15 protein-coding genes are annotated in these 18,864 nt (G+C 36.5%); 10 read left to right on the forward strand and 5 right to left on the reverse strand.

Features of this window, described 5'->3' with window-relative positions; translation table 11 throughout:
- Positions 1–139: 139 nt before the first annotated feature.
- Both GWI59_RS11740 and GWI59_RS11745 read left to right on the forward strand, forming a co-directional pair.
- On the forward strand, positions 140–451 hold the full coding sequence (locus tag GWI59_RS11740) for a hypothetical protein (RefSeq protein ID WP_072062743.1): 312 nt from the start codon (positions 140–142) through the stop codon (positions 449–451).
- A gap of 340 nt (positions 452–791) precedes the next feature.
- The gene (locus tag GWI59_RS11745) at positions 792–1,046 is read left to right on the forward strand and encodes a hypothetical protein (protein WP_237612108.1); all 255 of its coding nucleotides are present in this window, start codon (positions 792–794) and stop codon (positions 1,044–1,046) included.
- Between the two features lie 144 nt (positions 1,047–1,190).
- Here GWI59_RS11745 and yeiP read toward each other — a convergent pair whose 3' ends face one another.
- The 3 genes from yeiP to GWI59_RS11760 all read right to left on the reverse strand — a co-directional run bounded on the left by yeiP (position 1,191) and on the right by GWI59_RS11760 (position 3,848).
- On the reverse strand, positions 1,191–1,763 hold the full coding sequence (gene yeiP / locus GWI59_RS11750; protein WP_072062741.1) for an elongation factor P-like protein YeiP: 573 nt from the start codon (positions 1,761–1,763) through the stop codon (positions 1,191–1,193).
- 140 nt (positions 1,764–1,903) lie between these two features.
- Positions 1,904–3,145 carry a tryptophan permease gene (gene mtr / locus GWI59_RS11755; protein WP_006537307.1) on the reverse strand — a complete coding sequence of 414 codons (1,242 nt, stop codon included), beginning with the start codon at positions 3,143–3,145 and terminating at the stop codon, positions 1,904–1,906.
- 286 nt (positions 3,146–3,431) lie between these two features.
- A complete protein-coding gene (locus tag GWI59_RS11760; RefSeq protein ID WP_109847563.1) occupies positions 3,432–3,848 on the reverse strand; it encodes a nucleotide triphosphate diphosphatase NUDT15 in 417 nt (138 codons plus the stop codon).
- A gap of 188 nt (positions 3,849–4,036) precedes the next feature.
- Here GWI59_RS11760 and fruK point away from each other — a divergent pair, with 188 nt between their 5' ends.
- Positions 4,037–4,975 (forward strand): 1-phosphofructokinase, encoded by a 939-nt coding sequence (gene fruK / locus GWI59_RS11765; protein WP_072062738.1) that lies wholly within the window; start codon positions 4,037–4,039, stop codon positions 4,973–4,975.
- A 46-nt stretch (positions 4,976–5,021) separates the two neighbouring features.
- On the opposite strand, the gene nfo is transcribed toward fruK, so the two are convergent.
- Together nfo and GWI59_RS11775 are read right to left on the reverse strand one after the other, a co-directional pair.
- Positions 5,022–5,864 carry a deoxyribonuclease IV gene (gene nfo / locus GWI59_RS11770; protein WP_109847565.1) on the reverse strand — a complete coding sequence of 281 codons (843 nt, stop codon included), beginning with the start codon at positions 5,862–5,864 and terminating at the stop codon, positions 5,022–5,024.
- A 166-nt stretch (positions 5,865–6,030) separates the two neighbouring features.
- Positions 6,031–7,125 carry a YeiH family protein gene (locus GWI59_RS11775; protein ID WP_174704106.1) on the reverse strand — a complete coding sequence of 365 codons (1,095 nt, stop codon included), beginning with the start codon at positions 7,123–7,125 and terminating at the stop codon, positions 6,031–6,033.
- A gap of 184 nt (positions 7,126–7,309) precedes the next feature.
- On the opposite strand from GWI59_RS11775, the gene yieE reads away from it, so the two are divergent.
- The 7 genes from yieE to GWI59_RS11815 all read left to right on the forward strand — a co-directional run bounded on the left by yieE (position 7,310) and on the right by GWI59_RS11815 (position 18,808).
- Positions 7,310–8,203 (forward strand): DNA-binding transcriptional regulator YeiE, encoded by an 894-nt coding sequence (gene yieE / locus GWI59_RS11780; protein WP_072063003.1) that lies wholly within the window; start codon positions 7,310–7,312, stop codon positions 8,201–8,203.
- 118 nt (positions 8,204–8,321) lie between these two features.
- Positions 8,322–9,809 carry an amino acid permease gene (locus GWI59_RS11785; protein ID WP_006537299.1) on the forward strand — a complete coding sequence of 496 codons (1,488 nt, stop codon included), beginning with the start codon at positions 8,322–8,324 and terminating at the stop codon, positions 9,807–9,809.
- Positions 9,810–10,376: 567 nt separating this feature from the next.
- A complete protein-coding gene (locus tag GWI59_RS11790; protein WP_373273823.1) occupies positions 10,377–11,384 on the forward strand; it encodes a FecCD family ABC transporter permease in 1,008 nt (335 codons plus the stop codon).
- Positions 11,384–12,166, forward strand: coding sequence for an ABC transporter ATP-binding protein (locus GWI59_RS11795; RefSeq protein ID WP_006537297.1), 783 nt, complete (start codon positions 11,384–11,386; stop codon positions 12,164–12,166). The genes GWI59_RS11790 and GWI59_RS11795 overlap by 1 nt, the downstream gene beginning before the upstream one ends.
- Before the next feature lie 171 nt (positions 12,167–12,337).
- Positions 12,338–14,359: a ligand-gated channel protein gene (locus GWI59_RS11800; protein ID WP_161670965.1), complete on the forward strand. Its 2,022-nt coding sequence runs from the start codon at positions 12,338–12,340 to the stop codon at positions 14,357–14,359.
- Between the two features lie 965 nt (positions 14,360–15,324).
- Positions 15,325–16,704, forward strand: a complete 1,380-nt coding sequence (locus GWI59_RS11810; RefSeq protein WP_072062731.1) for an APC family permease — start codon at positions 15,325–15,327, stop codon at positions 16,702–16,704.
- Between the two features lie 391 nt (positions 16,705–17,095).
- Positions 17,096–18,808: a ShlB/FhaC/HecB family hemolysin secretion/activation protein gene (locus GWI59_RS11815; RefSeq protein WP_161724706.1), complete on the forward strand. Its 1,713-nt coding sequence runs from the start codon at positions 17,096–17,098 to the stop codon at positions 18,806–18,808.
- Positions 18,809–18,864: the final 56 nt, after the last annotated feature.

Below are 18,864 nucleotides of genomic sequence, written 5' to 3' on the forward strand. Positions count from 1 at the left end.
AGTATTACATAATGTTTTTCTATTATTAAATTAAAGATGAAAGTTAAATAAATAAAGTAACAAGCCGATATTAGTTATGACTTTAATAACATATTGGCTTGTGGAATCCACACATCCCAATAATCATAGGAGATTAATTTTGAATAAAATTTATATTGCAGCTACATGTCTGACTTTATTATTTAGTACACCTACTTTTGCTAAGGAAAATAAAGTCATTGGTTCAGTAACAATAACTTTTGTTGGTGCAATTGTTGAGGGCAATTGTCTAATTGATACAGATAAAAACATTTTTAAAACAAGCTGTTGGGATGGAAGTAAAATGCAAGAATCTCAATATCAGTTAGAAAGGAATAAGCATTTTAGCTCTGAATTGATTAACAATAAAGGTTCTATGGATATTAAATGGATTAATGATAACTTAGCCATAATGAACATTGTTTATAATTAATTTTCCATAGTTCTAATAATAACAATAATTTTATTAATTAAATAAAATTTAATACCTTTATAGGACTGTTATTAAAGTTAAAAATATTTGACTTAAGTTTAATCAACGTTGATTTCTTATTTATAAATATCGAACACTTATATTTGATAGACATCAAATATTCTTCTTATGTCTATATAAATGTCATGTTTTATTGCTATGATGAAAATATGTCGGGTAGGTGTGATCCTCATACCTGCTAGCGCAAACAAGAAGTGAGGTCGTTATGAGAAAATATCTGACCGTAGTATGCAGTCTTCTCGTTTCCAGTTCGATATCATTGGCTTGGGCATCTGATCCCATGCAAACAACAGGGCAGATTTATCTACGGGGTGCGATTGTGGATCCTGCATGTGAGATGAATTTCACATTTGATAAAGCTGAATACCAATGTTACAAACACAACAAAGTGTTTACATCTACTCAATCTATTGTTCCTGCGTCTTTTGAAAAATCCCAACAAACTATTATTTTGCCTCAAGATATGGGCAAGGCTGAGATCCGTTGGATGGATAATACCCAAAAGAATGGCGTGATAGACGTTCAATATTTTTAAGGCGTCTGCGGGTAGACAGAGGTAGAGTTCAAAAGATAAACAAGTCAAATAATCGTTTGTCACATTGGCTTTCTTACGATTATCTGACCTATTTAAAGTAATATTAGCTGTTATACGCTAATAAGTAGTTTTTTTGACTATTGATTAGTCTGCTCGGCCCATATAGCGACGTTCAGCAATATGAATGCGAACTTTATCGCCAGTGGAAAGATATTCAGGAACCTGAATAACTAGCCCTGTTGGCAAGGTTGCAGGTTTAGTACGAGCGCTTGCAGAAGCACCTTTAATACCAGGAACAGTTTCAACAATTTCCATATCAACAGTTTGTGGCAATTCTAATGCTAAAACTTGACCATCCATTGTTAATACTTGCATTCCCGCCAAGCCTTCCTCAGGAATAAACAGTAATTCATCTTCAATTTGATCTTTTTTGAAGGTATACGGTGTGTAATCTTCATTGTCCATAAAGATATATTCATCACCATCAATGTAAGAAAAGCTAACAGGGCGACGCGTTAAGCTGATGGTATCAATCATATCATCGCCTTTAAATCGCTCTTCTACTTTCTGGCCTGTACGGATATCAGTAAAACGCATTTTGTACAGTGTACTTGCACCACGAGCACTTGGTGCTTGGATATCGATATCTTTTACCAGTAATAACTTGTTGTTATAACTAACAGCCATACCACGTTTAATTTCATTGGCTTTTGCCATATAAAACCTTCCATTAAATAACATTGATGATAATGGCGACAAAATTACTCGCAGTGCAGAAACTTGGCAAGTTATTCACGCAATTTTTTATAAGATTTGATGAAAAAATAAAGCCAGCAATGCTGGCTTTAGTGAAGCGATTAGCGATAGATAGGAAGAAGATTAAAGTTTGCTAAAATATGTGCGGTAGCATTGATGATGCCAAACAAAATAACAAATCCAATCATAAACATACCACCAGGAGCTTTAAAGCTCTGCTCTTGATGACGCTGGCGACTGGCCTTTGCCATTAAGGCTGGAATAATTGCAGCCCAAATAGTTGCTGCCAGTCCTGCAAATCCAATGGCATATAAGAAACCATCAGGGAAAATAATGGCTAAAATTGTCGGTGGTATAAACGTCACTAGTGCAGATTTAAATCGGCCACTTCCTGTATTTGAAAACTTAAAGAAGTCTGCTAAGTAATCGAATAATCCTAATGAAACGCCTAAGAATGAACTTGCTAATGCCATATAAGAGAACAAGTCTAATAACATTGATACAGTGGCATTGGCGGTTGTTGAGCGCATTTGTGCCAATAAGTTACCAATATTCCCACCATCAGCAATCACTTGCTTGAATCCTTCACGAGGAATATTACCTTGTACAACAAACTGCCATAAAATATAAATTGCCAGTGAAATCAGTGTACCAGTCAACAAGCTTTTCATAACAGCTTTGCCATCTTTGCGGTAATACGTTACTAAGCCTGGAATATTGCCGTGATAACCAAATGAGGTTAACAAATAAGGTAATGCAGCTAAAGCATAAGGCAAGTAGCTTGCATTGCTTTCATTGGTGTTAAATAGCACGGGCATTTTTACTTCCGTAAATAGGCCACCAATGGCTAATACAAAGGCAATTACCATACCGCCAATTAAAATGGTGCTTAATCTATCCACTGCACGTGTTGATAACCAAACAAAAAAAGCAACAATTAATGCAAAGACTAAACCCGCGATAGCTTGGGGTAGGCTGATCACTTCTGCAAAGTTTTGCACGATAATGGAACTGCCTGCAGAAATATAAGCGTAAGTTAAAATATAAAGAACAAACGCAATAGATAGCCCATTAATCGTACTCCAGCCTTTTCCTAATAAGTCTTTAGTAATGGTATGAAAGCTTGAGCCTAAAGGATAATGAAGATTCACTTCTAAGATCATTAATCCAGACATAAATAGGCAAAACCAAGTATAAATTAATAGAAAAATAGACCCAGTAAACCAGACACCAGAAGTCACAATTGGAATGGAAAACATGCCAGCACCGACAGCGGTACCTGCAATGATCATTGCGCCACCAAGTATGGATGGACGCTTTGTTATTGATGTGACTTCTGACATAGGATGCCCTTATTAAATTGAATCAATGTACTAGCTTGATGGTGTAAAGAATACACGTTTGTATTCAGAGTGTAAATAGAGGCTATTGTGCTTTATAAAAGAAAAAAGTGAGTAAAAATAATACAGTAGAAGAGGGTGATCATATAAATCAATAGATTAGAGTAAGGATTATCAGAAATGATAAAGAAATTGAGAGTTAAATAAATGGTTTTTTAAGCAAGATTAAACGTTGAAATCATTATTCTGAACAAAAGATATTCAGAATAATGAAAGTGATAGAGGGGAATTAGCCTTGGTAAAACTGTTTGTTTTTCCACAATGTAATAGAATTACGGCTGGCTTCAAAATGAGGTTCAGGCAAATTATTCGGTGAACACCAGCGGATCTCAGAACATTTATCTGGCTCCATTAATTTTGGCTCATCGCCTTGGTATTGTGCAATCATACAAATAGAAACAGTATGTTTACCTTCTAATTGGTAAGTTTCTAAATTATTACTAATACCTATTACTTGAGGTGATGTAATAGTAATGCCAATTTCTTCTTTTATTTCGCGAATGGCGCATTGTTCAAAAGTTTCACCATCATCGACATGACCACCAAAAATTGACCAATACGGTGCATGTGTTCCACAGCGTTTTCCTAATAACACTTCACCTTTTTCATTTACAATAATCACGCCAACACCGACCACGACTGACATTCTAGGCTCCTTATTTTTTATATAGTTATTGATCACGGATAGCTAAGTCATTTTTTATGAGCGTTATTGTCCTTGGAGAAGAGTAAGAGTCAAGAAGAACTGATGCATTTTCACTGAATAAAAAGTTAATTGATGCTATATATATCACTCAAAATATTCATAATAAAAAATGATTGGGGAGAGAAGGCATGAGGCGCCGTGTCGCTACGATCACCTTAAACCCTGCTTATGATCTTGTTGGTGCTTGTCCAGCTATTGATGTAGGTGGTGTTAATTTAGTCCGAACTGCTGGACTTAATCCTGCTGGTAAAGGTAATAATGTCGCGAAAGTCTTACGTGATTTAGGAATAGATATTACCGTCAGCGGATTTATGGGACGCGAAAATCAAGAAGAGTTTCAGCATTTTTTTAGTGAAAATGGGATGGCCAACCGCTTTTATCTGGTATCTGGCCGTACTCGCATTAATGTGAAATTGACTGAAGGAAAAGGGCAGGTTACTGATTTTAATTTTTCAGGGTTTACAGTATCACCACAAGATTGGCAACGCTTTGTAGCAGACTCACTTAATTGGCTGGGGCATTTTGATATGGTGGTTGTTAGCGGCAGCCTACCGAATGGTGTTGATCCTGAAGCCTTTACACAGTGGATGATTAAATTAAGGCAGTTGTGCCCTTGTATTATCTTTGATAGTAGTCGTGATGCTTTAGTGGCGGGATTAAAAGCCGCACCTTGGTTAATAAAACCGAACCACAGGGAGTTAGAAGCCTGGGTTGGGCATTCACTGACTGAAATGACAGATATTATTAAAGCAGCGCATCAACTGCGAGATAAAGGTATTGCACATGTCGTTATTTCACTGGGTGAAAGGGGGGCATTATGGGTAAATGCATCTGGTGCATGGCTGGCAAAACCACCATATTGTGATGTGATAAGCACTGTTGGCGCGGGAGATTCAATGGTTGCAGGATTAGTCTATGGCTTATTAATGAGTCAAACGAGTGAGCATACATTGCGTCTTGCCACCGCTATTTCTGCGCTATCAGTCAGTCAGCCTGATGTTGGAATTAAAGATAGAAGTCAACTTGCTCAGATGATGACAAAAATTGAGTTAACCGCAATTAAGTAATGCTATTTGCGGTTTATTTTGAGGTAAACCGCAAAGAATACCAAATTTAGGCTTGTTGTGATTTTAACCAAGCAATTTCTTCAGGCCAAATGTCAGGATTAATGGTTTCTAAAATCAGCGGAATACCATCAAAACGTTTATCTTGCATAATATAACTAAAAGGTACTTTACCAATATTACCTTCGCCTAAGCTATGGTGACGGTCAACTCGACTTGCTAGTTCACTTTTAGCATCATTTAAGTGCATCGCTTTTAAGTATTGAAAGCCGACAATCTTTTCAAATTCAGCGAATGTTTTTTCGCAATCTTCAATCGTTCTTAGATCATAACCAGCGGCGAAAGTGTGGCAAGTATCAATACAAACGCCAACACGAGATTTATCTTCTACACCATCAATAATAGCGGCTAGATGTTCAAAACGATAACCTAAATTTGTTCCTTGCCCTGCGGTATTTTCAATCACGGCAGTGACATTTTTAGTTTTTTCTAAAGTGATATTAATTGATTGGGCAATTTTTTGTAGGCACTTATCAACATCTATCTTATTTAAATGACTTCCTGGATGGAAATTCAGTAATTCGATACCCAGTTGTTCACAACGTTGCATTTCATCTAGAAATGCGTCTCTCGATTTTTCGAGAGCATCTTCTTCAGGATGGCCTAAATTAATGAGATAACTGTCATGAGGTAAAATTTGAGAAGGGGTATAATTATAAAGTTCGCAGTTCTTTTTAAATTTATCAATGACTTCTGTGGATAATGGTGCGGCTTTCCACTGACGCTGATTCTTAGTAAAAAGGGCAAATGCAGTCGCTTTTATTTCATGTGCGCGTAATACCGCCTGATCGACGCCACCAGCAGCACTGACATGTGCGCCAACAAATTTCATTATTTCTCTCCTTAGATTTATTTTACACCATGATAACAAACATACCGCGTATAACATCATATTGAGATGATAAAAGCAAAAAAGCGCAACTAAAAATAGTTGCGCAATCTAAAAATACTTCTCAAGGCGAAAATTAAAGGGAGATTATTTTTAATCGATATTCCTACTAAGACATCAGCACAGTTTGAATAAAGATATTAATCATCGCACCACCAAGGGTTAACCAGAAAAATAAGAATAACGCTAACAATAACGGTTTAACACCAGCTTGTCGGATAGCACTAATATGTGTAGTTAAACCTAATGCCACCATGGCCATTGCTAATAGAATGGTATCGATAGTCACAATGTAATTAACAATAGATGCTGGAATTAAATTCAAAGAGTTAAAGCCAGCCATTAAAATAAAGAAGACAGCAAACCAAGGAATTGTAATAGGGCTTTTTTCAGCAGCTTGTGCGCCATTGTTTGCCTTACTTTTCTTTTTACTTAAATAAGTTGAAAGAATAATTAAGAACGGTGCTAGCATCATTACGCGGATCATTTTACTAATAACTGCTGCATTTTCAGCATCAGGGCTAATAGAGTGCCCTACTGCGACAACTTGAGCCACTTCGTGAATTGTTGAACCGGAGAAAATGCCAAAGGTTTCTTCTGTAAATGGTAGCCAGCCTGCAAACGCATTTAAGTGATAGAACCAAGGATAAAGAAAAATACCAATAGTGCCGAAAATCACAACAGTAGAAACCGCAACAGCGACTTGGCTTGCTTGTGCTTTAACAACAGGCTCTGTTGCCATAACAGCCGCAGCACCACAAATACTGCTACCTGCACCAATCAAAATCACAGTTTGTTCATCTAAGCCGAAATATTTTCGACCAATCCACATTGCAATAAGAAAAGTCGATGCCAGCATAATCGCATCTATAATTAAACCTGTTGCGCCTACATCTGCAATTTGCTGAAAAGTCAGTCTAAAACCGTACAAAATAATACCTGTACGTAATAAATAGTGTTTAGCAAATTTGACACCTTCTTCACTATAAGGTTTTGCAACAGGATAAAAGGTATTACCTACAATAATACCGAATAGGATTGCTAGCGTTAATGCGCCTAACCCCATGCTAGAAAACCAAGGAATATCACCAATATAAATAGCAAGCGCAGTTAATACGCCTGTTAGTAATAAACCAGGAAGCCAGCGATAGATTGGAGTAAAACATTTTTTCGCCAATGTAATAGATTGACTTTGCTCTGACATAGAAAAACCTTGCTTATATGAATTTTGCATAAGCATATAACAATCAATCTTATTTATTAAACTCATTATTTTTATAATAATAACCAGTAAAATTAATATAGGTGTATTTTCTTAAATGTACTTGGTATGTTACTGGTTTGTGGATAGTATGTTATTACAATGATGGCTCAAGGGTGGAATGGATATGCGAATTACGTTGCGGCAACTGGAAGTCTTTACTGAAGTTCTCAAGAGTGGTTCTACAACGCAAGCATCACAACAGCTTGCTTTATCTCAATCTGCTGTCAGTGCATCTTTAACTGATCTCGAAAGCCAACTAGGTGTACAGCTTTTTGATAGGGTGGGAAAACGGCTTGTCACAAATGAACATGGGCGATTACTTTATCCCAGAGCATTATCTTTACTTGAACGAGCAACTGAAGTGGAGCAGTTATTCCAAGCAGGAAATGGTGCTTTACGCATTGCTGCAAGTACAACGATAGGTAATTATATTTTGCCTCAAATGCTGGGGAATTTTCATCGTAATTATCCTGATATTCCACTAGAAATGAGCATTGGAAATACTGAGGAAGTCGTTAAATTAGTGAGCGAATTCCGTGTTGATTTAGGGTTAATTGAAGGTGCTTGCCAAAGTTCTGAATTGATTAGCCAGAAATGGCTTTTAGATGAAATGGTTGTTTTTTGCTCACCCGAACATCCGTTAGCTAAAATTCCAAAAGTGACTTTAACTGATTTACAGTCAGCACCTTGGATTTTACGAGAAAATGGTTCGGGAACGCGAGATGTACTTAACCACCTTCTATTTGCTTCTTTACCGGGTTACCGCATTGAAATGGAATTAGGTAACTCAGAAGCGATTAAACATGCTGTGATGTATGAAATGGGGATCAGCTGTTTATCTCGCCGAGTTATTGAAGAGCAGATTAATAATGGCTCATTAAAAGAGATAAAAGTAGAAGGGCTGACCTTACAACGAACTTTATATCTTGTATATCATCGTCAAAAACATGTCTCTGATGCACTGAAAAAACTGCTGATGTATTGTAACGCTGAACACTTAATCGGCAATTTTTCATAAATTGCTAATAATGGACGCTCGATCATGAAGGTATCTTATAATCCTAGATCCTTGCTATTCACGAACGACAGATTTGCTACAATCCTCGTCAGAAAAGTGAATATAAAAGTGGAATGTTATGTCAGAACAACAAAATAGTACTGCTGGTTCGGGCGCAGTACGCACTTTGCGCCGAGAGTTAAAAGCGCGACATTTAGCGATGATCGCTATTGGTGGTTCAATTGGTACAGGGCTTTTTGTCGCATCAGGTGCAACTGTTGCTCAAGCAGGGCCAGGTGGGGCATTACTCTCATATGCTTTAATTGGATTAATGGTCTATTTTCTAATGACAAGCCTTGGAGAATTAGCCGCATTTATGCCTGTTTCCGGCTCATTCTCAACATACGGTTCTAAGTATGTAGAAGAAGGTTTTGGTTTCGCATTAGGTTGGAATTATTGGTATAACTGGGCAGTTACCATTGCTGTTGACCTTGTTGCTGCACAATTAGTGATGCTCTATTGGTTCCCTGATGTTGATGGGTGGATCTGGAGTGCTCTATTTCTGGGCGTTATTTTCTTGCTCAACTATATCTCTGTAAAAGGATTTGGTGAGGCAGAGTATTGGTTCTCATTAATCAAAGTTTCCACAGTAATTATTTTTATTATTGTGGGTATTGCAATGATCACTGGCATTATGAAAGGTGCCGAAAACGCAGGTTGGCATAATTGGGAAATTGGTGATGCACCTTTTGCGGGGGGATTTGCCGCCATGATTGGTGTTGCCATGATTGTTGGTTTCTCATTTCAAGGTACAGAATTAATTGGTATTGCAGCGGGTGAATCTAAAGATCCAGCTAAAAATATTCCAAAAGCTGTGCGTAAAGTCTTCTGGCGTATCTTATTATTTTATATCTTCGCGATTTTAATTATTAGCTTAATTATCCCTTACACTGATCCTAGTTTACTGCGTAATGAGGTAGGTGATATTAGCGTTAGTCCATTCACGCTAGTCTTTAAAAATGCGGGATTATTGTCTGCGGCAGCCATCATGAATGCGGTTATCTTAACAGCGGTACTTTCTGCGGGTAACTCAGGTATGTATGCATCAACGCGTATGCTGTTTACATTAGCAAGAGAAGGCAAAGCACCAAAATGTTTTGGTAAATTGTCTAAAAATGGTGTGCCACGTAATGCACTTTATGCAACAACTGTTGTTGCGGGCCTGTGTTTCTTAAGCTCAATGTATGGAAACCAAACTGTCTACTTGTGGTTATTAAACACGTCAGGAATGACGGGCTTTATTGCCTGGTTAGGTATTGCGATTAGTCATTATCGTTTCCGTAAAGGTTATGTTGCACAAGGTCGTGATTTAAATGACTTACCTTATCGTTCCGGCTTCTTCCCAATTGGTCCTATTTTTGCCTTTATATTGTGTTTAATTATTACATTAGGCCAGAATTACCAAGCTTTCTTAGAAGATACGATTGATTGGTATGGTGTAATTGCAACCTATATTGGTATCCCATTATTTTTATTGATTTGGTTTACTTATAAGATTGTGAAGAAAACCCGCTTTATTCGTTATAACGAAATGGAATTTCCAACACATATTGCGAATAAAAAATAACCAATAAATCAAGTTATTAAAACGCCCGTTTTGTGATGACAATCACTATAAAACGGGCGTTTTTTTATTTTTTAACCCATCAATTATAGAAAAGATACAAAAAAGTCTAATTATATTACCAATCGCATTGATAATAGTTATTATTTGCTTTATTGTTAGCGTGTAATTTATTTGTTGAAAATAAAATAATGACGCTATTGGTTGTAATTTATATGATTAATGTAATGGTTCTAATGAGAATTAGTTTTTTTAGTGCTCAATGTCACCAACCAATAACTTATCGAAATATAATAAGTTATATAGTGAATATCTTCCACCGTATAATTATTGTGCGACCCATCTCCTTTATGAATAAGTCGTCTCAAATTAATAATTTGTTTTTTGTACATAAAACACCGTTGATGAGTTATACGGTATGTTTTTGCCTATTGAGCGTATTGGCAGGAACAGAAAAGAGTAGAAGAAAAACTAGGTACAATAATTGATATGAGCATTATATCAGAGAGACTTACTACACAAGAGCATGAAAAAAACACATCAGATAATGTGAAAACCCATTATCGAAAAATGATGAATAAACGCATGCTATGGTTGGGAATTATCGCTTTAATTATTTGTGGTTCTGTGGTGTTAGATTTCACCATGGGGCCTTCAGGCTTATCACTTGATAAATTATTAACAACCCTGTTTCAACCTGAGCTTGTTGATGCGGGTTCGCGAGTGATTGTATGGGATATCCGCTTACCTTATGCCTTAATGGCGGTGGTGGTAGGGATGTCGCTAGGACTGGCGGGGGCAGAAATGCAAACTATTCTAAATAATCCGTTAGCAAGCCCATTTACCCTCGGTTTATCAAATGCAGCTTCATTTGGTGCTGCATTAGCAATAGTTTCGGGTATTGGTATTCCGGGTATTCCTGACCAATGGTTTATTTCAGCGAATGCATTTCTCTTTGCACTCTTATCCGCTTTATTATTAGACGCAATAACGCGTTGGACTCGTGTTCCTACATCTGGAGTGGTGCTTTTTGGTATTGCAATGGTGTTTACCTTTAATGCATTAGTCTCAATGATGCAATTTATTGCAACAGAAGATACGCTCCAAGGTCTGGTTTTCTGGACTATGGGAAGTTTAACACGTGCAACATGGGTAAAACTCGGTGTTATGGCGGGTGCCTTTGCTGTCATTATGGTGATTTCATGGATGAGTTCATGGAAATTAACTGCATTGCGATTAGGCGAAGATAGAGCGATTAGCTTTGGTATTGATGTAAAACGCTTAAGATTAGGCTCATTGCTACGGATCAGTATTTTAACAGCACTGGCTGTTGCTTTTGTCGGGCCTATTGCTTTTATTGGGTTAGTTGCCCCTCATATTGCCCGTATGATGTTCGGTGAAGATCATCGATTCTATCTGCCAGCAAGCGCATTAATCGGTGCTTTAGTTTTATCATTGGCGTCTATTGCTTCTAAAAATTTGATACCGGGTGTCATTATTCCAGTGGGTATTGTGACATCGCTGGTGGGTGTGCCATTTTTCCTCAGCATGATTTTGCGTCATAGAGGGAATATCTAATGATTGAAGGCTTAAAAATTCAAGATTTTAGCGCTGGCTATGCTAAACATCTCATCATTAAGGCACTGGATGTTGAGCCTTTACCAAAAGGGAAGGTCACCGTATTGTTGGGGCCAAATGGTAGCGGAAAATCAACATTACTAAGAGCATTGGCTGGATTAAATAAATCATCAGGTGTTGTCAATTTAGATGGTAATGATCTCGCGGCGATGAATTTTGCTCAACGCGCTCAAAATGTAGTCTATTTGCCACAAACATTACCAGCGGGTGTTCATTTACATGTTTTAGAATCCATTATTGTGGCGCAGCGTGCTTCAGGTGGATTACATAATGAACATAGTGAAGCCCAAGTAATGCACTTATTACGTCAATTAGGTATTGAGCATTTAGCATTACGTTATTTAGATGAATTATCGGGTGGTCAAAAACAATTAGTTGGGCTTGCTCAATCATTAATTAGACAACCTTCCTTATTATTATTGGATGAGCCATTAAGCGCGCTGGATCTTAATTACCAATATCATGTAATGGATTTAGTCGCTAAAGAAACACAGCGTAGAAATATTATTACTGTCGTGGTTGTTCACGATATTAATATTGCCTTACGACATGGCGAACATGTATTAATGTTGAAACAGGGACAATTAATTGCACAAGGCACGCCAGATAAGGTTATTACGGCACAAAGCCTTGCTGATGTTTATGGTGTTCAAGGTAGATTGGAATATTGTTCACAAGGAATACCTCAAATTATTATTGATGGTTTAGTGGATAAAATATAGAGAAGTAAAAGAGAAAGAGAGAAGAAGTAAATATAGGAATGTAGTAAATAGGGATAAAAAAATAATATTAAAATAACCAAGGGTAATTAAATTTATTACCTTAGTTTTTGAGCAACTGTCGATATATCCATCTATATAAAACTTAAAGAATATATTCTTGGAGAATCGGGAATGGTCGTGTTAAATAAAAATAAAATTGCGCTTGGCGTTGTTGCTGCTATTGCATCAAGTTTTGTTATGACTGCAACAGCAGAAAATGTAGAAAAACTGCTTGTTACAACGGCTTCTGGTTTTAAACAAACCGTCGAAGATGCCCCTGCATCGGTTTCTGTTGTCACTCGTGAACAATTAGAAACTAAGTCTTATCGTGACGTAACTGATGCACTAAAAGATGTACCGGGTGTATTAGTCACAGGCGGTGGAAGTAGCTCTGATATTAGTATTCGTGGTATGGATGCAAAATATACCATGATCTTAGTTGATGGTAAGCGTGTTGCATCGCGTGAAACGCGCCCTAATAGTGATAATGCTGGTATTGAACAAGGTTGGTTACCGCCGTTGCCTGCGATTGAACGTATTGAAGTTGTACGTGGCCCAATGTCTTCTTTATATGGTTCAGATGCAATGGGTGGGGTTATCAATATTATTACCCGTAAAGCGCAAAAAGAGTGGAACTTTAGTTTACGTGCAGACAGCACTATCACAGAGCGTAAAGACTCAGGTAATACGAATCAAGGTAGTTTTTATGCCGCTGGTCCATTAATTGATAATGTGCTGGGTTTAAAAATTCAAGGTCAATATTCACATCGTAGTGAAGATAAAATTGTGAATGGCTATAACCGCCAGATCACTACAACAGGTGGCGGTACTTTAAGTTGGACGCCTGATGAGCAAAATACGATTGATTTTGAGTTTAAAAAAGATAATCAACATCGTGACTCTCGCGTTTGGCATTCTAAATCAGGATTACCTAGCCGAGGAAAAGCCCCTGAAAGTAGTTTTACTGACTATGAACTAACACATTATGCTCTGACTCATGATGGTATTTATGATTTTGGAACCATGAATACTTATGTTCAGCGTGATGAAAGCCGTAATCCATCACGTAAAATGGATTATGACGACACAACTGTGCGTAATCAGACCGTTTTAATGTTCGGTGATCATACTTTAAGTGTTGGTGCTCAATATCGTTACGAAGAGTTAAAAGATGAAGGTAATAAACTTAAAGCTAGCAATAAATTAGACCGTTATAGCTGGGCACTATTTGCTGAAGATGAATGGGCTATGACCAATGATTTCGCTTTAACGGGCGGTCTGCGTATGGACAAAGATGAAAACTTTGGTACGCATTGGACACCTCGAGTTTATGGTGTATGGCATCTTACTGATGAGTGGACATTAAAAGGTGGGGTATCTACCGGTTATCGTTCGCCTGACTTACGTCAAGCAACAGCATCATGGGGTCAAGGTACTGGCGGTGGTAATTATGATGCGGTTATTTATGGTAATCCAAGCTTAAAACCTGAAAAATCAGTCACTGAAGAGATCTCGATTATTTGGGATAATCGTGAAAACCTGACAGCAAGTTTAGGTCTTTTCAATACCGATTTTAAAGATAAGATTATGGAAGTTCGCCGTTGTGATAGTCGTACCAATAAAGATGGTTCTAAAATGGCGCCAGGGATCCGTGACTGTAATTTAAGTGATGGTGTGAGTAATGGTGGTGATGCATATGACTTTGTGAGTGATAGAACTAACGTTGATAAAGCCAATATGCGTGGCGTTGAAGCTACCTTTAATTGGACAATATCACCAGAGTGGAATTTAGCAGCTAACTATACCTTTACGGATACTGAACAAAAAAGTGGTGATTTCAAAGGTAAGCCATTAAATAAACAACCACGTCATATGGCGAATGCAACCTTAAATTGGGAAACTACTCCAGAGATGGAAACATGGGCGCGTATTAACTTCCGTGGCAAAACCTCTGATTACTTAGCACGTACATCAATGTCACATGGTACACCTTCGTATGCATTTGTTGATATTGGGACCAGCTACAGCTTAACCAAACAACTCAATGTGATTGGCGGTGTTTATAATGTGTTAGATCGTCGCATTGACCAAGAGCATTTTAATACCACATTAGAAGGTCGTCGTTACAATATCGGTTTGAACTATAACTTCTAATTTGTTCCCCTCAGTTTGTGTCATTAAGACTCCACTTACGGAGTCTTTTTTTATCTCTGCTTTTCTAACATTTGATCAGAATTAACACTGGAAAGTTTAAGTATTGAGGTTTATATTTAGCTCAATAATTCATCTTACTCATCGCTTTATTCAGACAATTAGATTGTTATTTCTACTTATTACCAGTCATTTTTTTCTTAATTTATTCTCTTATTTTTAATTTATATAAAGTAGGCTGTTAAAAAATAGATACTTTTTATTAAAAGTCTATTTTTAGAGTTCAAAAGAAGTATGAGTTAACAAAACATTAGCATTAATCTTATTAATGTATTTTAAATGTTTTATTTTGATGATTTGTTGACGAAATTAATTTTAATATGATATTTAATTCTTATTTATCAATGCATTATATTTTTGTTCTTCCAGTGAAGTATGACCTTTGAAATGTTTAAAACTTAAAAGTTATGATAAAAGCACAATTGTTGTTAATAAAATGTAGCGTTATATGTTGACTTAGTTTGAGAATTAAAAAGATCGTAAAAAAAGGGGGTTTTTTGATGAAAATGTATTGCTATTTAAGTCTGAGACGTGCAAAATGCGCCCACTAAAAATATGACTGATGCGTTTAAAGTGCATCGGTTTTTTTTTGCGTTTTTACTTATTACTACACCAAGAGGTCAGATTCATTTGAGTCTGAATAGATAACATAATTTGATTAGCAGCCAGCCCCTTAGAGAAAGGGTTGTCATGATAGAGGAATGCTAATATGGTACAATTATTCTCTTTCGCAGTCGGGCCTAACGGCACTGCGGGCAACGATGACTACGGAGCACGGCGTCTCCTAAACACATACACATCCTTAAAAACTTCATTCTATTCTGTTTATAGGCAGATGCGAAGTCTTCCCAGTAACTGTCGGTTGAGTTTATCTAATACTCACACCGAAGTTATGGGAGGGTTCGCTAATGTCAGATAACGTTATCTCCTCTATCGGCACTAACCAAACAGGTGCTAACAATCGAGTTCAACTGCGTAAAACCTTGACACTAATGCAGGTAGTCATGATGGGGCTTGCTTTTTTACAGCCTATGACTATTTTCGATACATTTGGTATCGTTTCAGGCATTACTAATGGTCACGTAGCAACTTCGTATGCGATTGCATTGATTGCAATTTTATTTACCGCAGTAAGTTATGGAAAATTAGTTAAGCGTTTTCCTTCAGCAGGTTCTGCGTATACTTATGCTCAAAAATCCATGAGTCCTTATGTTGGGTTTATGGTAGGTTGGTCATCTTTACTCGACTATTTATTTATGCCAATGATCAATATTTTATTGGCGAAAATCTATTTACAAGCAATATTCCCGGGCGTTGAACCGTGGATCTTTGTATTTGGTTTAGTCGCTTTAATGACGTTCTTTAACCTGCGTGGTATTAACGTTGTTGCTAACTTAAATACAGCAATTGTTATTGTGCAAGTTGCAGTAATGGTTGTGTTTGTTGGATTACTTATTCACGGTGTTTATAACGGAGAAGGTGTAGGGGAGTTATGGACCTTTAGACCGTTTGCATCTGTGGATGCTGAATTGATACCAATGATAACCGGGGCAACAATACTCTGTTTCTCATTCTTAGGTTTTGACGGTATCAGTACATTATCAGAAGAGACACCAAATGCAGGTAACGTTATCCCTAAAGCGATTTTCTTAACTGCGCTGATTGGTGGGATCATCTTTATTGCAGTTTCTTACTTTTTACAATTGTATTTCCCAGATATTTCACGATTTAAAAATCCAGAGGAGTCACAACCTGAAATAATGCTGTATGTTGCTGGCGCTTTATTCCAGTCTATTATATTAGTGTTCTCATGTGTGACTGTATTAGCCTCAGGTATGGCGGCTCACGCAGGTGTTGCTCGTTTACTTTATGTTATGGGGCGTGATGGAGTATTCCCAGAGAAGACATTTGGTTACGTACATCCTAAGTGGCGTACACCGGCATTTAACGTGCTATTAGTCGGTTTCTTAGCCTTAGGTGCAGTGTTCTTTGATTTAGTGACTGCAACAGCATTAATTAACTTTGGTGCGTTAGTTGCGTTTACTTTCGTGAATTTGTCTGTTATTTCACAGTTTTATATTCGTGAGCGCCGTAATAAAGGATTAATGGATCATATTAATTACCTGATATTACCTCTTATTGGTGCCGCGACAATGGGCGTCTTGTGGATAAACCTTGAACCAGGCTCTATGGAGTTAGGTCTTGTTTGGGGCGCAATTGGTATACTTTATATGGTGTGGATCACTCGTCGATTCCGTCGACCGATGCCACAAATGCCAGAAAAGTAATGCTATAAAAATTGTTATAAAAAAACAGTATAGAAATGGCTTCAGTAATGAAGCCATTTTTTTATTTAAGTTTTTATTTACATGAAATAAATATTTCAATAATAAAATATTTTACTTTAAATTTTTCAAATTAAAATATAATTTATTTTAATTTTTATAATTTATTAAGTTTAACATTAATAAATTTATTAAGTGTTTTTTTCTTATTATATACAGCTAATTTTTTAACATAGGTTAATTTTTTTAATCTTTATATTGTTAAAGTCACGGTATTTTATTTGTTATTTAATTTTTGATATTTACTTTACATATTTTAATATTAATAATGTTAAAGATTAGATGTATCTTGAATAAATACAATTAAAAGCACAGACTCTATTTATTGCATAATATGAAAAAAATTATATTCTTTTTAAAGTTATGGGTTTTTTTTGCACTATTTTATATTCCCATATCTTCAGCAGACGTTTCTGAAAAAACAACTGAAATCTTTAGCCAACAACAACAGCATAATCAAAGTCAACAAGAAGCTCTTTATCAGCAATTAATACCTGAAAGACCTAATATATCTTTTGATATTAGCCAATACGAAGAAAAAGAGAATAAAACAGAAGAAAAACTCTGTTTTCACATCGAGCACATTGAAATAACGAATGCAGAGGTTATTCCTCATTGGGTTAATTTGGCCCTTTTTAAGTCTGAATTTATAGGGCAATGCTTGGGGATAAGTGGAATAAATACCGTCGTCACTCGTATGCAAAATCGCCTATTAATGCATGGGTGGATCACCACGCGTATTGTTGTACCTGAACAAGATATTAGTTGTGGAACATTATATTTAACAATAGTTCCTGGCATTATTCGTAATGTTAAATTTACTGATGACTCTGATAAATACGCCTTGTTATATACCAGTATGCCTGCGCATAAAAAACAATTACTCGATTTACGAGATATTGAACAAGGGTTAGAAAACCTACAGCGATTACCGGTTGTGAGTGCTGAAATGGAAATTAAGCCTGGTGTAAATGCGGGTGAAAGCGATATTGTGATAAAGCGAAAACAATCTCGTTTCTGGCATACTTCATTATGGATCAATGATGCCGGATCACCCGCAACGGGGCGTTATCAAGGTGGTTTAATGTTAGCATTAGATAATCCTTTAGCACTGAGTGATTTGTTTTATTTATCAACAGAACGTGATTTAGACTTTGCTGGGAATAAAAATAATCAAAATATTATGGCGCATTATTCAATTCCTTTTGGCTATTGGTTATTTGATATTAACGCCTCTCAATACGATTATTCTCAAACAGTCGCAGGCCATATTAAAGACATTCTCTATTCAGGTGAAAGTGACAGTATTAATGCAGGTGTGTCATATACCCTTTTTCGTAATCAAAGCAGTAAAACGACATTACGCTATGGTGTTCAAGCTAAAGTATTACGAAATTATATTGATAATACTGAAATTGAAATCCAACGCCGACGCGTTAGTCATTGGTTAATGAATCTTTCTCATCGCCAATATTTTAGCTTTGGAACTTTGGAAGGTAGCATTAATTACCAAAAAGGAACACGCTGGTTTGGTTCAGTTGCAGCGTATGAAGAACAATATCGTGATAATTATTATGCAACAGATAAAGCCGATATTTTAACATGGCGTGCCGAATTAGATATTCCAATATCTATTGCTCAGCAGCAATTCAAATATCAATTAAATTACCGTAAACAAATGACACATGATGCATTAACACCCATTGATCAGTTTGCAATAGGTAATCGTTGGACTATTCGTGGATTTGATGGTGAAAGAACACTGAGTGCTAATGAAGGTTGGTTTATACAAAATACGTTAAGTTGGCGATATCCTGCATCAGAACAATTTATTTATCTTGGCGCAGATTATGGCGAGTTAAAAACAAATACAGATAATCCTCGATTATTAGGTAAACATCTTGCGGGTGGTGTTGTAGGTATAAAAGGTTCGTTATTTTCCTCCACAATAAAATATGATTCATTTATTGGCACACCATTATCTAAACCCGATGGGTTTAAAACGGATCATGTTAATTTAGGATTTAGTATTAACTTTAATTATTAAAATACAGAATTAACTCAAATATTAAATAAGAAATAATAATTAAATGAAATTTATAT

Origin of the sequence: Proteus sp. G2673 (assembly GCF_009915125.1) — a bacterium.
GTDB lineage: Bacteria > Pseudomonadota > Gammaproteobacteria > Enterobacterales > Enterobacteriaceae > Proteus > Proteus penneri.